General features: G+C 65.6%; 11 protein-coding genes. 3 read left to right on the forward strand and 8 right to left on the reverse strand.

Annotated features, from left to right (window positions below; genetic code table 11):
• Nucleotides 1–2: 2 nt before the first annotated feature.
• The gene (locus tag THSYN_RS37270; RefSeq protein ID WP_418219920.1) at nt 3–803 is read right to left on the reverse strand and encodes an SUMF1/EgtB/PvdO family nonheme iron enzyme; all 801 of its coding nucleotides are present in this window, start codon (nt 801–803) and stop codon (nt 3–5) included.
• Nucleotides 689–2,131: a hypothetical protein gene (locus tag THSYN_RS12560; protein WP_100919453.1), complete on the reverse strand. Its 1,443-nt coding sequence runs from the start codon at nt 2,129–2,131 to the stop codon at nt 689–691. The genes THSYN_RS37270 and THSYN_RS12560 overlap by 115 nt, the downstream gene beginning before the upstream one ends.
• Nucleotides 2,132–2,369: 238 nt before the next feature.
• Here THSYN_RS12560 and THSYN_RS12565 point away from each other — a divergent pair, with 238 nt between their 5' ends.
• Nucleotides 2,370–2,744 (forward strand): HVO_A0114 family putative DNA-binding protein, encoded by a 375-nt coding sequence (locus tag THSYN_RS12565; protein ID WP_100922399.1) that lies wholly within the window; start codon nt 2,370–2,372, stop codon nt 2,742–2,744.
• Nucleotides 2,745–2,785: 41 nt separating this feature from the next.
• Here the strand turns inward: THSYN_RS12565 and THSYN_RS12570 are convergent, their stop codons facing one another.
• From THSYN_RS12570 to THSYN_RS12590, 5 genes are all read right to left on the reverse strand, one after another.
• A complete protein-coding gene (locus THSYN_RS12570) occupies nt 2,786–3,358 on the reverse strand; it encodes a hypothetical protein (protein WP_100919454.1) in 573 nt (190 codons plus the stop codon).
• A gap of 4 nt (nt 3,359–3,362) precedes the next feature.
• Nucleotides 3,363–4,517, reverse strand: a complete 1,155-nt coding sequence (locus THSYN_RS12575) for a phospholipase D-like domain-containing protein (protein WP_100919455.1) — start codon at nt 4,515–4,517, stop codon at nt 3,363–3,365.
• Nucleotides 4,518–4,521: 4 nt separating this feature from the next.
• Entirely contained in the window at nt 4,522–5,244 is a 723-nt protein-coding gene (locus THSYN_RS12580; RefSeq protein WP_100919456.1) for an SDR family NAD(P)-dependent oxidoreductase, read from the reverse strand.
• Nucleotides 5,241–5,600 (reverse strand): dihydroneopterin aldolase, encoded by a 360-nt coding sequence (folB, locus tag THSYN_RS12585; RefSeq protein WP_100919457.1) that lies wholly within the window; start codon nt 5,598–5,600, stop codon nt 5,241–5,243. Before folB ends, THSYN_RS12580 begins: the two co-directional genes overlap by 4 nt.
• A 580-nt stretch (nt 5,601–6,180) precedes the next feature.
• Nucleotides 6,181–6,699, reverse strand: a complete 519-nt coding sequence (locus tag THSYN_RS12590; protein WP_100919458.1) for a hypothetical protein — start codon at nt 6,697–6,699, stop codon at nt 6,181–6,183.
• 1,647 nt (nt 6,700–8,346) lie between these two features.
• Between THSYN_RS12590 and THSYN_RS12595 the strand changes: the two genes are divergently transcribed.
• Together THSYN_RS12595 and THSYN_RS12600 are read left to right on the forward strand one after the other, a co-directional pair.
• Entirely contained in the window at nt 8,347–9,063 is a 717-nt protein-coding gene (locus THSYN_RS12595) for a hypothetical protein (protein ID WP_236848879.1), read from the forward strand.
• An 840-nt stretch (nt 9,064–9,903) separates the two neighbouring features.
• Nucleotides 9,904–10,914, forward strand: coding sequence for an IS1 family transposase (locus tag THSYN_RS12600; RefSeq protein WP_100917404.1), 1,011 nt, complete (start codon nt 9,904–9,906; stop codon nt 10,912–10,914).
• 539 nt (nt 10,915–11,453) lie between these two features.
• On the opposite strand, the gene cas6 is transcribed toward THSYN_RS12600, so the two are convergent.
• On the reverse strand, nt 11,454–12,455 hold the full coding sequence (cas6, locus tag THSYN_RS12610) for a CRISPR system precrRNA processing endoribonuclease RAMP protein Cas6 (protein ID WP_100919460.1): 1,002 nt from the start codon (nt 12,453–12,455) through the stop codon (nt 11,454–11,456).
• Between the last annotated feature and the right edge of the window lie 103 nt (nt 12,456–12,558).

Below are 12,558 nucleotides of genomic sequence, written 5' to 3' on the forward strand. Positions count from 1 at the left end.
GATCACCTGTCGATTGAGCCTCGTGCCCTCTCCCCCGGCCCCTCCCCCAACGGGGGAGGGGAGTAGATAGAGTGGCCGGGCGGCGGCGGTGGCCCCGCGGGGGGGCTACTGGCCGCCGCTGGCCTGTCGGTTTCGGTCCCGCCATGGCGGGACACGGGTCTGAGTGGATGGGACAGCTTCCAGTCCTCGCGCCCTCTCCCCTGCCCCTCCCCCTCGGGGGGAGGGGTAAGAGGGATCGGGGGTGAAAAGGGCACTTCCGCACGCATCCCCTCCCTCCCCCCCTCCCCCCATGGGGGAGGGGGCCGGGGGGAGAGGGTCCGAGTCCTTGCCTTGAAACCTGTGCTCACGAGCCGAAACCCCTGGTTGTCGTTGCGGTTACCCGGCTCCCTCCTGTTGCGGTTCGCGCCCCGAAAGTTCTCGGGGTCGTCGTTCCTCCAACTCCCGCCTCGGTTCACCCGGTTCGAGCCTCTGCTCCACTCACCCTCTCCCCTGCCCCTCCCCCTCGGGGGGAGGGGTAAGAAAACACTGCCCTCCCCCTCGGGGGGAGGGCTAAGAAAAGACTGCCCTCCCCCGCGGGGAAGGGGGCCGGGGGGAGAGGGAGTTGAGCGCCAGCCTTCCGCACCCACCGAGCCTTTTCCCCCCCTCCCCCCGAGGGGGAGGGGGCCGGGGGGAGAGGGCGGAGACGGCGCTACTCGAACTCCACCTCCCCCGCATCCTCCAACTCCACCGCCCCCCGGTCGGTCGCCTCGCCGGTCTCGTCGACCGTGATCCCCCCGGCGACGAAGACGCCCTGGAAGGTGCACAGGATCGACAGCAGGCCGCGGGTGCGGGCGGCGGCGGGGCCGCTCGCCTGCTGGAACCGGGCGCTGTGGCGCGCATAGTCCTCCGGGGTGCCGCCAATCGGCGCGGCGAGCAGGCCGGCGTCACCGGCGCAGGCGTTGACCCAGAGGACGTGATCCTCCGGGGCGCCGGCCAGGGCGGCGGGGTCGAGCAGGCGGGCGATGAGGCGCTCGGGCCAGTGCTCGCTCGTGGCGGCGGCGGTTAGGCGCTGGGCTTCGACCAGATTGCGCTCCTGACCCAGATAGAGCCCGCGGGCCTTGCGGAAGGGGTCTTCCGCGGTCAGGTCGGCACGTAGGTCGGCATCGCTGGGCTCTTGGTCGCGCCAGAAGTCGAAGAGATCGACCATTCCGTCGGGCAACTCGGGGCCGGGCTCGACCTTGAATGCGCCCAGGCTGCGATACTCACTCACCGCTTTGTCCACGGCGGCGCGGTGGGCGGGATGTGCGGGCCGGCCTGGGACCGCGGCCCAGCGCTCGCACAGGCCCAGCACGTCCAGCAGGCGCAGGTGGCGGGTCTGCTCGAAGAGTCCGTCCTCGTCCCCGACCAGCTTGAGGTTCTCGACGCTTTGCGCCTTGTCCACCGCACCGCTGGAGAGGGCACGCCGGTAGGCTTCCTTGATCCCCCGGTCCGGGCTGGCGGCAACGGTCTGTGCCAGACGTGAACGGAAGGGCTCGGGGGCCATGGCGAAGGCCTGCACCAACAAGACGCCGTCCTGGTCCTTCAGTGCCGCATAGCGCTCCAGCCGGCCGGTGACCAAGGCGTGCAGGGCCTCCAGGGCGGGACTGGCGGATTGGCGCCTCTGCTCGGTGATCAGGGTCTCCAGTTCCGGCGATTGGGACCGTATCCAGGCGGCATAGATGGCGTCGTTGCCGACCTCGTCCGCGACGGGCAGGGCGCGGGCGACGCGGGTAACGGCTTGCAGGGTCTCCTTGTCGGCGCCCTCGTTGGCGAGGGCGAGCAGGTCACGCGCCGTCTTCGCCGGCACCGCCCGCCCCGGCGGCCAGCCGATCTGGGTCAGCACGCCGGCCAGGGCGGGACCCGGTGTGCGTGAGAAATAGTCCCACAGGGCCTCGACCTTTTCGGCGTCCGCGGGCGCGGCGAGCCGGCCCAGGCCGTTCAGGATCTCCTTGGGGTGCGGGTGGCCCTGGCCGAGGGCCGCGGCCAGTGCCAGCACCCCCTCCGGACCGGGCGACCCCAGCAGCACCTTGAGCGCCGCGCGGCGACGCCTGCCGCCGAGCAGGAATCCCGTGTCGAATAACCGTTTGCGTGCCTCGTCCAGCGTCATTTTCATGCCCCCGAGTGTCAGTCCCGCCACGTCTATGCAGAGTAGTATAGAGCAACAGATAGCAATAGAGAGTTTTTTTGCGTCTTTCGCAGGGAGTAAATCGGCGCGGCGATCACCCCGGGGCGAGGCGTCGTCGGCCGCGAGCGGGCGTCGGTAGCACGATCCCGGCGTTCCCCTGCGTGTCGTGTTGATGTGGGAACCGGCCGCGGCGACCGGCGAGCGGTGGAACGGTTTGGAGGTTGAGATGGCAAGAAAGGCGATCGTGCGGGTAGCGCACTGGACACGGACCAAGGCCGAGTTGGCGGACCTGGCGCGGCGGGCACAGACGGGCGAGGCCTTGCCGGAGACGGACTATCAACTGGGCTTTGCCAGCGCGGCGCAACTCTTCGACGAGTTGACACCGGCGCGGCTGGCGATGCTCGACCGACTGAAGGGACTGGGGCCTGTCTCCATCGTCGCCTTGGCCGGGCACCTGGCGCGCGACTCCCGCCAAGTGCAGATCGACATCGCCAAGCTCTTGGATTTAGCACTGGTGGAGCAAGACGCGACGGGACTCGTCTGCGTGCCCTGGGATGAGATTCAGATCCAAGTCACCCTGGCCAGGGCCAAGGCGGCTTAGCGGGGGAATGCGGGGCCTTGGCGGACAGGGCGGACGCGCTCTTACCGGAAGTCCGGGAAGAGCAGATCGACCAGCGAGTCCAGCGTCCGGGTGGCGTCGCCAAAACCGGTGGCGCGCTCGAACCGCTCCAGCACCGCCAGGGCCTCGTCGAGGCTCGCGGTGTGCAGGGCCTCGAACTCCACGCAGTGCACCGCGCGGTCGCCGCTGCGTGCCTGGTAGCGGACGATCTCGCACTGGGGGAACTCCCAGACCTCGATGTCCTTGGTGATGTCGCCGCGCCAGGTGGCGCCGAGTTGCGCAACGAAGGCATCCACCGCGGCCGACTGGTCACCCGCGTGCTGGCCTAAGTCCAGATTGATCTCGGTGCGCACTTCGGGGTCGGCCGCAAGGGCCTTGACCGTGAGGTGCTGGAGCACGGCATCGTAGCGGTGGCGAATTACATAGCGGTGCGCGCGGCCGTGCTCGGTCAGGAAATAGCGGTCCAGCACGCGCAGGGTAAAGCGGCGCAGCGGGGGCGGATCGAGCGCCTGGACGAGGCCCCGGAAGGCGTCGACATCAAACTGCTCACTCACCACGAACTTGTGCTCGATCTCAGTGAAGCGCATCACATCCATCGCATTACATCCACCATTTGAAGGGACCAAGGGCGGCGATGCGCAGGCGCAGGCCCAGCGGCAGCGCCGCGAAAGACTCCGGCGTCACCAGGACGTTCTCCGGGGCGCCGCGCAGTTCATCAAGGATCGCACGGGCAGGCATCACCGCGCGCGGGTCGCGACTGGCGAGCATGGCCTCCGCCAGCCGGTCGTGGGCGGCGTCCTCGAAGTTGTAGCTGCCGAACGCCACCCAGGCCTCGTCCACCAGCACGATCTTCGAGTGCTCGCCGCGCCGGTTCTCGCGTATGACCACGCCGGCCCGGAGCAGGGGCCCGTAGTTCGCGGCTGCCGCGATCCAGGCCAGGGCCGTCGTCGGCAGCGCCGCGCGGTGTGAGTGGAAGACCTCGACCCGCACGCCGCGTCCGGCCGCCCGCACCACGGCCGCCATCAGGCGGGGAACCGGCTTGAAGTAGAAGGCGGTGATCGCGAGCGAGGTGCGCGCCGCATCGCACATGGCGATCATGCGCTCGGTCACCTCGTTCTCGCCGCGCCAGCCCAGGGGGCCGAGCCGGCCCTGCAGCAGGTTCGGGTTGCACACCCAGTAGTCCAGCAGGTGGTCGGCCTCAGCCGGGTCCCCGCCCAGTGCCTCCAGTGCCTCCAGGTGCTCCGGCCGCAGTGGGCCGCCGATGTCAGGAAAGCCGGCGAGCAGGGTCCGCACGATCGGCCCGCGCAGCGCCACGCAGTATTCGTTCCAGTCCTCGAAGGACGTGCGGGTGATATTGCTGCTGCCGAAGATGGCCTCGCACGTATCGGCCACCTGGATCTTCACATGCTGGCCGCCGCCGATAGAGCGCTGCACCAGGCCGCGCGGGCGGTAGAAGGTGACGATGCCGCCGCCGGCCCGCAGGCCGGCGAGCCGCCTCGCCAGTTCGCGCCGTTGGGGTGCCGTCATCAGCACGCCGCCCAGGATCTGGCCGTAGCCGTCCACCAGCAGGTTCACCTGCACGCCGCGGCCTTGCGCGTCGTCCAGCGCGTCGAGCAGCGTCTGCCCGTAGGCGTCCCACTCGATATAAAAGGTGGAGAGATAGATGAACTGGCGCGCGTCGCGAATCATCGCAAGGCGCCGGTGCCACTCTGCCGCGCGGTCCCAGAGCGGCAGGAAGAAAGAGGCGGCCGGCATCCGGCTAGAGGCGGTAGCCGCCCGCCACGTCGAGGTTCACGCCCGTCACATACCCCGCCTCAAGCAGATACACCAGCGCCTGGGCGATGTCGTCCAGCGTGCCGGGGCGCGCCAGCGGCACCTCCAGCCCGATCTCGTCGGGGCCCGGCAGGTCGACTGAGTTGTCGAGTTGCCCGGGCGAAATCATGTTCACGCGAATCTTCCGGTCGGCATACCCGGCGGCCAGCGCGCGCGTCAGCACCAGGAGCCCCGTCTTGCTGACGTAGTAGTCCGCACCGCGGCGGTTGGCGCGGATACCCTCCAGTCCGGCCATGCCGATGCTGATGATCTGGCCGCCGTCCGGCATCAGCCCGAGGGCGTGATAGCAGCAGTAATAGCCCCCGGACAGGTTGGCGCCGATAGTGTCGTCCCACACCGTCGGGTCGAGCCGCGTCACGTCCTGCGGGTTGTAGTTGCCGACGTTGTGCACCAGGAGATCCACCCGCCCTTCCTGGGCGCGGATGTTCTCAAAGGCGGCGGCGACCTCGGTACGCCGACTGACATCGGTGCGCAGACAGCGGGCACGCCCCCCGGCAGCGGCAATCTCCTGCTCCAGGGTCCGGGCGTCCAGTTCGGAGGCACGATAGAGGCAGACGATATCGTAGCCCCGCGCCGACAGCGTGAGGCACAGATGGCGCCCCAGGCGCCGCGCGCCGCCCGTGACCACCGCAACCCGGCGTTCGCTCATGCGCGCCGCCGCTCCAGCCGCACGAAGGAGTACTGCGCGGTCGGCACCGCTGCCGGCTTGCGAATCTCCAGCCGGACGGTTTGTGCCGCCGCAATCCGGCTCAACAGCAGCGCCGCCGCCTCTTCCGCCATGGTCTCGATCAACTGGAACTGCCGCTCCTTGATGAGTTGCGTGACCGACGACACCAGCAGGTCATAGTCGGCCGCGTCGCCGATGTTGTCCGAGGCGGCGGCGGCCGCGAAGTCGTAGTCGATCTCGATATCGAGCAGCACCGGCTGTTCCGCTGCCCGCTCATGGGGATAGATGCCGACGATGCAGTCTACCTGCAGTTGGCGAACGCCTGCCGTGCCGATCATAGTTGCCTCTTGTGCGCCCCCCACACCTGCTCGCCGGTCGGCAGGGGGGCGCCGTCCGAATTGAAGTTCTGCCGTCCGAAACCCGGTATCGCCAGGATGTTAGCCGTTCCAACGACACCGGGCAAGCGCGCCGGCGGCGGAGTCGGGCGATCTGGGGGTGGGGGGAGGGACGGGGCCAGGCCGAATTGCCCGTTGCTCCGGCGCCGGTCTGCATCATTGACCCTGGCCCGTTTTCCCACACCCACCCAGCGCCATTTACTGCCGACGGCGGGGGAGGGCGTTGAACGACAATGCCATTAAGTCTAGCCATTCTGGCTCCCACGCTCCTGCGTGGGAGCAAGTGCGGGCGCTCCGCGTCCAGCGCCAAGACCGGACGCGGAACGCCCGCCCGGCATTCCCACGCGGAGCGTGGGAACGAGAAGCCGCACCGTCGGAGCTTAACTTAATGGCATTGCGTTGGACGATCGTTGTCGTTGTCGTAATCGTAATCGGAGAAGCGATGCACTGTGGCGCACGAGAGAATTCGATGCGCTACGATAACAACGACAACGACAACGACAACGACCTCATCGCGCCGATTTCAACCTTGGGGATCCTTGGGCGCCGGTCGCGTACCAGGGCGGGTGGAGCGATGGGGACCACTGAGCGGCCGGGGGCGGCCCGTGGTGGTCCTGGCGGGCGTGGTCGTGGACTTCTTCGGCGGCGTAGTCAGCGTCAGCGGGGAGCGGGTGTTCGTCTTGTCCCTACCCTGGGGCGTTGGCGGCCCTGAGACGGCCGGGACGACCTGCCGGGGCGCCGGCAGGGGTTCGGGGGTGGTGGCGAGGGCCGCGCCGGCACCAACACCGGCAGCCGCGATGGCATCGTCCACTTCAACGGTGCCGCGATAGCCCTGGTTGCGCACGAAGGCATAGGCGGCGTCGATGCTCGACCAGTGGTGCCGTTCCCCCGGCGTGGTGTGGATCGGGTGCGACGCGGACTCGGCCAGGGTCTGACCCACACGGACCCAGACCTCCCACTGCTCGCCGCGGTGGACGATGCCCACGCTGCGCACGGCGGCGGCGCTTGACAAGGCGGCGAAGGTGGAGGGGTCGAGCGACAAGGGGGTTGCTCTGGAGGTGGCGGGCGTGAGGCGCCTAGAGTAACAGCAGTCGATCGCTTGCCGGCGCAAAAAATAGAGGGGCGGGCTTAGGCCGGGCCCGGGGGGTGTGACCTTGATCGTGGTTGGGGCCCTTTGGTGTGCTGCGGGGGAGTCGGTCCGCACAGCGGACCTTACGGCCCTGTGCCCGTAGGGTCCGCTGTGCGGGCCTTGATCGTCGTTCCGGCCGCAGGGGACAGGAGGTCGAGGCTTTAGCCGGTCGACGGCGCGTCAGCGCGCCCCGGGTCCGGCTAACGGTCATGGCACCCGCGCCACCCCGGAACATGAAAGTCCTCTCGACCGCTAGCTCGATGGCCAGCGTGCGGGGCGGCGTAGTCAGGGCTTCCAGCCCTGACCGTTCCAGCCCCGACACCGTCAGGCCAGGATGGCCTGACTACGCACTTTCACGGTAAAGCCTCGACCTCCGGTGTGAGACCTCGCGACAGCGGCCGAAACGATGAGCAAGGCCCGAACCGCGTGCAGGAGGGAAACCTCTCGTGCTCGTTTGTCTTAATCCCTTTCCATTTGGGTCGTCGGTCGGGCTCCTACTACCGAGGATATTACCCAGCCCCGGGCGTCTTAATCCCCTTCAATTCGGGTCTTCGGTCGGGCTTATCCGCGTGAAGGGTACTAACCCCTTTACCCCCCCTGACCCTTTTACCTGACCCCTTTACCTCTTGATCATGGCTCCGGCCGCGACCCTGCCCGGTTCCGAAATTTCTTGACAGGATTAATTCTACTTTGTCACCTTGTCCAACGCTTTGATTATATTAATATTATCGACGGGGAAAATATCCCCTATTCAAAATAGAATCTGGCGCTCGACTCGCTGCATTAATTGCAAATATATGATTTATAACGCCTTATGCTGGATTGGTCGAAATATCCGTATCCTTGCACTCAGCGCCACCGAATTAAGGTGACAAAGTAGAATTAACAAGATTTACAAGATTGGAAACAAATAACATCTTGTAAATCTTGTTAATCCTGTCTAAATGTCTTGGTTTCGCGCTCGCCGTGCGGTGTGGGACCGCCACTGTAAGACCTCACTCCTGTCGATGCTGGCCGGAACGACGATCAAGGCCCTTTACTCCCTCTGACCCTTTTACTCCCTGTATAAGGGTACTGACCCGAATGGCACTGACTTAAGCCGCAGCCCCAGAGGTTGTCGACTGCGGCCCGGTCGGTGCTTCAGGAGGGGTGGCGGCGGCCCGACCGTTGAACATTCGCCGCCGATCGCTATCTGCTCTCGGGTTAAGTCCGACAGGCTGCTAGACTAGGGCCCAGACTGATCGGACCCCGAGCCGCCGATGACCGACAGCAACAGCGCCGCAACACCCAGCGACCACGACAGCCCCTGGAAGGAGGCGCTGGAGCGCTATTTCCCCGATTTCCTGGCGCTCTTGTTCCCGCACATCCATGCCGAGATCGACTGGACGCGCGGGCATAGCTTCCTGGACAAGGAGTTGCAGCGCATCGTGCGCGATGCCGAGACCGGCCGGCGCTACGTGGACAAGCTGGTCGCGGTCGCGCGCCGCGACGGCAGCCCCGCTTGCGTCCTGGTGCATGTGGAGGTGCAGGGCGAGCCGGAGGCGGCGCAACGCCCAGCGCATGTTCGTCTACAACCATCGGCTGCGCGATGCCCGCGGTGCACCGGTGGCGAGCCTCGCGGTCCTCGCCGACGTAAGCCCGCGCTTCCGCCCCAAGCGCTACCGGGAGAGCCTCTGGGGCTGCTCCATCGACTTTCGCTTTCCCGTCGCCAAGCTGCTCGACTGGGACCGGCCCGCGCGTTGGGCGGAGTTGGAGCGGAGCGACAACCGCTTCGCGCTGGTGGTCATGGCCCAGATTCGCGCCAAGGACCGGGGCGATGCGGACCAGCGCCGGGCCTGGAAGCTACGCTTGATCCGGCTGATGTATGATCGCGGCTACGACCGCGGCACGGTCCTGGAGCTGTTTCGGGTCATCGACTGGATGATCCGGCTACCCGCGCAGGCCGAGGCCGCCTTTCGCAAAGACCTCTACGACTTCGAGACGAGCAAGCAGATGCCCTATATCACGACGGTCGAACGTGCGGGAATCAAGAAGGGCCTTCGGCGGGGGCTCCAGCGGGGGCGCCAGCAGGGGGTCCGGCAGGGGGTCCAACAGGGGGTCCAACAGGGGGTCCAGCAAGGCGAGGCCGCATTGCTCCTGTGGCAGATCGAGAAAAAGTTCGGCACGGACGTCGCGCAGCGCTGTCGCGACCGGGTGGAGACCGCCGACAGCGACGACCTGCGGATCTGGTCGGAGCGCATCCTGACGGCGGACAGCATTGCGCAGGTGCTCGACTGAGCGAGCAAGTGACTGCTTGCCGATCCGCATGTAAGCGACTGATTTATCGATGTCGCACCTTAAGTCAGTGCCATTCGGTACTGACCCATTTACCCCCATTTACCCTTTGCGGCAACCCGTCGCGGCCGGGGGCCGCTCCTACGGCGCAAGAGCGGCCCCACTGCCGTTCAGTCAAGCGCGAGGCGCTCCGGTGCGGGCGTCTCGTTCCCACGCTCCTGCGTGGGAATGCCGGGCGGGCGCTCCGCGTCCCGTCTTATTAACAGAGGCGCAGCACCCGCCCTTGCTCCCACGCAGGGGCGTGCGAGCCGGCGTGGCTTGACTTAACGGCATTGGGAGCGGCCCCCCGGCCGCGATGGCTATCACCCTTGAGGTGGCGGTAATAATGATCAAGGCCGCCTTGGCATGAGTAACTGCTGGACTTAGGTTCGGGCGCCTTGCACGATGAGCGGCCATAGCCGGAATGAAGATCACGGCAGGGCGAAGCAAGCAGGCTAATACCACCTGACGCAATTACTTACGCCATTGGCGTAGGGTGCGCCGTGCGCACCCTAGAGGCTGCGGTTGATCGCCGCGGCCAAGGGCTCGGACGGCGCCATGGTGCGCTCGGCGCACCCTACGGTCGCGGTCCGACCAATGGTCCGAGTATTTCCGTCGTGCAGTACTGCGGTGGACAACCGCAGCGCAGGCTAACAATAGCGGCCCGTGATTCGCTGAGCTTCGTACGCCCTCTCGGGCTCCGGCACTGGTTCAGTTTAATTCCTGTTTACAAGACATTGAAATATATGTAATATATCTAGTTCGGCGCGGGTTTCCGTCACTTTTTGAATAAGTGAGAACTTCTTGAACGGACAATGGACATGCCCTCATTGCAATTCACAGAATTGTCGGCATCACAAGACGTATCAAACCGGTCATAACGGTACGCGTTTGCTGTGGCGATGTCAAAGTTGCAATAGGCTCTTTTCCGAGACCAAAGCCACCCTTATCGAGGGGCTCAGGAAACCGACCAGCTTCATCATTCAAGTGCTCAAAACGCGCACTGAGGGGATCGGCTTGAACGCCGCCTGCCGGGCCTTCGCGATTGCGAAGAATACGTTGCTCCTATGGGAGCGTCGCCTGGCCGATTGCAAGGATGTGCTGGTCATATATGCCCTGACGCACACCTTTATTGAGCAACTGATCGAAGGTGATGAGCTTTATACGAAAGTGAATAGGAATGTCCCCCCGGAGGATTGTGAAGGCTGGACGATCGTACTGATGGAAAGGGCAAGTCGATTTATCTGGGCGCTTCAGTGCGGGAAAAAGGATCGCAGCCTATTTTCATATGCCATACAAATACTTAGAGATGTCATCCTGCGTACTGGCGATGTCACTCTAGTCACCGACGGGGAACGTCGGTATGGCAATCTCCTGTTTGAAATTTGCCACGAAGTATTGCGAACCGGAAAACGCGGCCGCCCACCGAAAGTGCTTCGTCGCGGTGTGAAGGTGCGCCTTAAGAATAAAGGGAAAGGAACTGATAGAACGGGGCACTCGCGTCCCAAATACGAAACCCCTCATCCGGAGCATCCAGAAACCGATCAAGATGTGACGCCAGCCGATATTCATGCTAATCATTTGGAAGCATCGAACGCTTCATTTCGGCGAAAGAATTCTGCTTATCGCCGCCGAACGAATACGTACGCGAAGAGCATTTCTGGTTTGCAAAGAACATTGGATATGTTGTGGATTGTCCATAACTTTATTCGCAGCCACTTCACGACAAAACAGGTTCCTGCGGTGGCTCTGGGGATTCTCCAGCAGGGACTCTCGTGGGATGAGGTCCTTAGAGTTCGACAGCCCAGGTTATAAAAATACTACAAAAACATAAGGATAAGGAAGAACCAAACTGAACCAGTGCCGACGGCGCCCACACAGGAAACAATTGCAATAGGGGCGCGCGCCCTGGGGAGGGCGGCGGATGAGTTGCTGGCGTGGCCGGGGGGGTGCGTCGGCGTCAAGGGGGCCGATCCGTTTGGGTTTTTATTGATCCGTCACTGGATAATACGCGCGGATTTGGCGCTTGAAAAGCGGTTGGGGGTCGCTTGGGCCATGGGCATGATCTCCGCCACAGGGCTTGTTGCGAGGTCGTTGGTCCGCACAGCGGACCCTACGGGCGCGGGGCCTTGATCAAGACTCCGCCACGCGCCCTTGCGGCCACCCGTCGCGGCCTGGGGGCCGCTCCTACGCCGTAGGAGCGGCCCCCAGGCCGCGACGGATGTCACCCTCGAGGTGGCCGGAGTTATGATCGATGTCGGTCGATTCGTGGGATGCGACGCACGCGCCGGGCGGCGGTCAAGACTCAGGTCGTTTCGCTTTACCGCCGCCTCTGAAGGTGCGCACGGCGCACCCTACGCCGATGGCGCCTGGCGGTTCTCGATCGCCTCCAGCCGATAGGCACCGAGCCCAAAGGCGGTCCCTTTGCCGACATGGGCCCATTGGCCGAACCAGAGTTCGGGCCAGACCTGGCTCAGGGCGGGGCCGCCGATGACCAGGTCGCCCATGAGGCCGCCCAGTTGCATCAGCGTTTGTTGGCGGGATGAATAGCGGGTCCAGTCGTGCCAGGTCAAGGCGGGGTCCTGTAACCGCAGGCCGCTGAGCAGGGCCTGGGCTTTTGGCCAATCAAAGGTCTGCGGTTGGCCGCCGTACATCAGGGCCAGGCGCTGCAAGCGATTGTAGAGGTGGCGCAAGAGGTCGGTGAGCGTGAATTGCTCGGGTCCGATGAAGCGGCCATGGTGTTTGATGCGCAGAGGGGTGAGCAGGCGCAGCCGGACCAGTGCGGGGGCCGGCGGCGGGTTCAGCGGGGGCACCTGGCCCTGTCGGCAGGCGCCGCTGCCGGTGTCGTAGACCGTCTCCCAGAGCGCGGTCCCGGGGGCGGTCTCGCGCTGGACGGCTTCCAGCGCGAAGCGGCCGCGCTCCCACCCGAGGCCCTGGGTCCCGGCGGCGGTCAGGGCGTGGATCAGGTAGGGAAGCTGGCCGATCGCCGGGCCGATGAGGGTGATGCCGAGTGCGAGCGCGGCGCCGCTGTGGTAGCGACGGGGCGCCTGCGGGTCGAGGTCGAGCACGAAGGGGTGGGGCATGGCGGTGAAGCCGGCGCTGTCGTGCGCGGGCGGCGGCGGGGTCTCGAAGATCAGTGAGTAGACGCACTGGTGGATGAGGAGGCACCCGGCGCAGGTCGGTTGGCGGGTGACGCAGGCGGTGCGGCGCAGTCCGTGGCCGAGCAGGCCGCGCCAGGCGGACCCGGGATAGTCGGGCAGGGCGATGTCGTCCAGGGCGCGCAGTGCGAAGTTGAAGCGGGCCAAGGGGGGAAAGCGGCCGGTGGTGGCGGTTTCATGCTGCGCGTCGTCGCTCATGCCAGTGTTTCCTCTCTGCGGGGACGGGCCGTGCCTTGCGATGGTTTGTGCGTAGCGTAGCACTGCGCCGGCGCTGGGCAGGGACTGGACCTTGGCCTTGGTC

This window comes from Candidatus Thiodictyon syntrophicum, from assembly GCF_002813775.1.
In the GTDB taxonomy this organism is placed as follows: domain Bacteria; phylum Pseudomonadota; class Gammaproteobacteria; order Chromatiales; family Chromatiaceae; genus Thiodictyon; species Thiodictyon syntrophicum.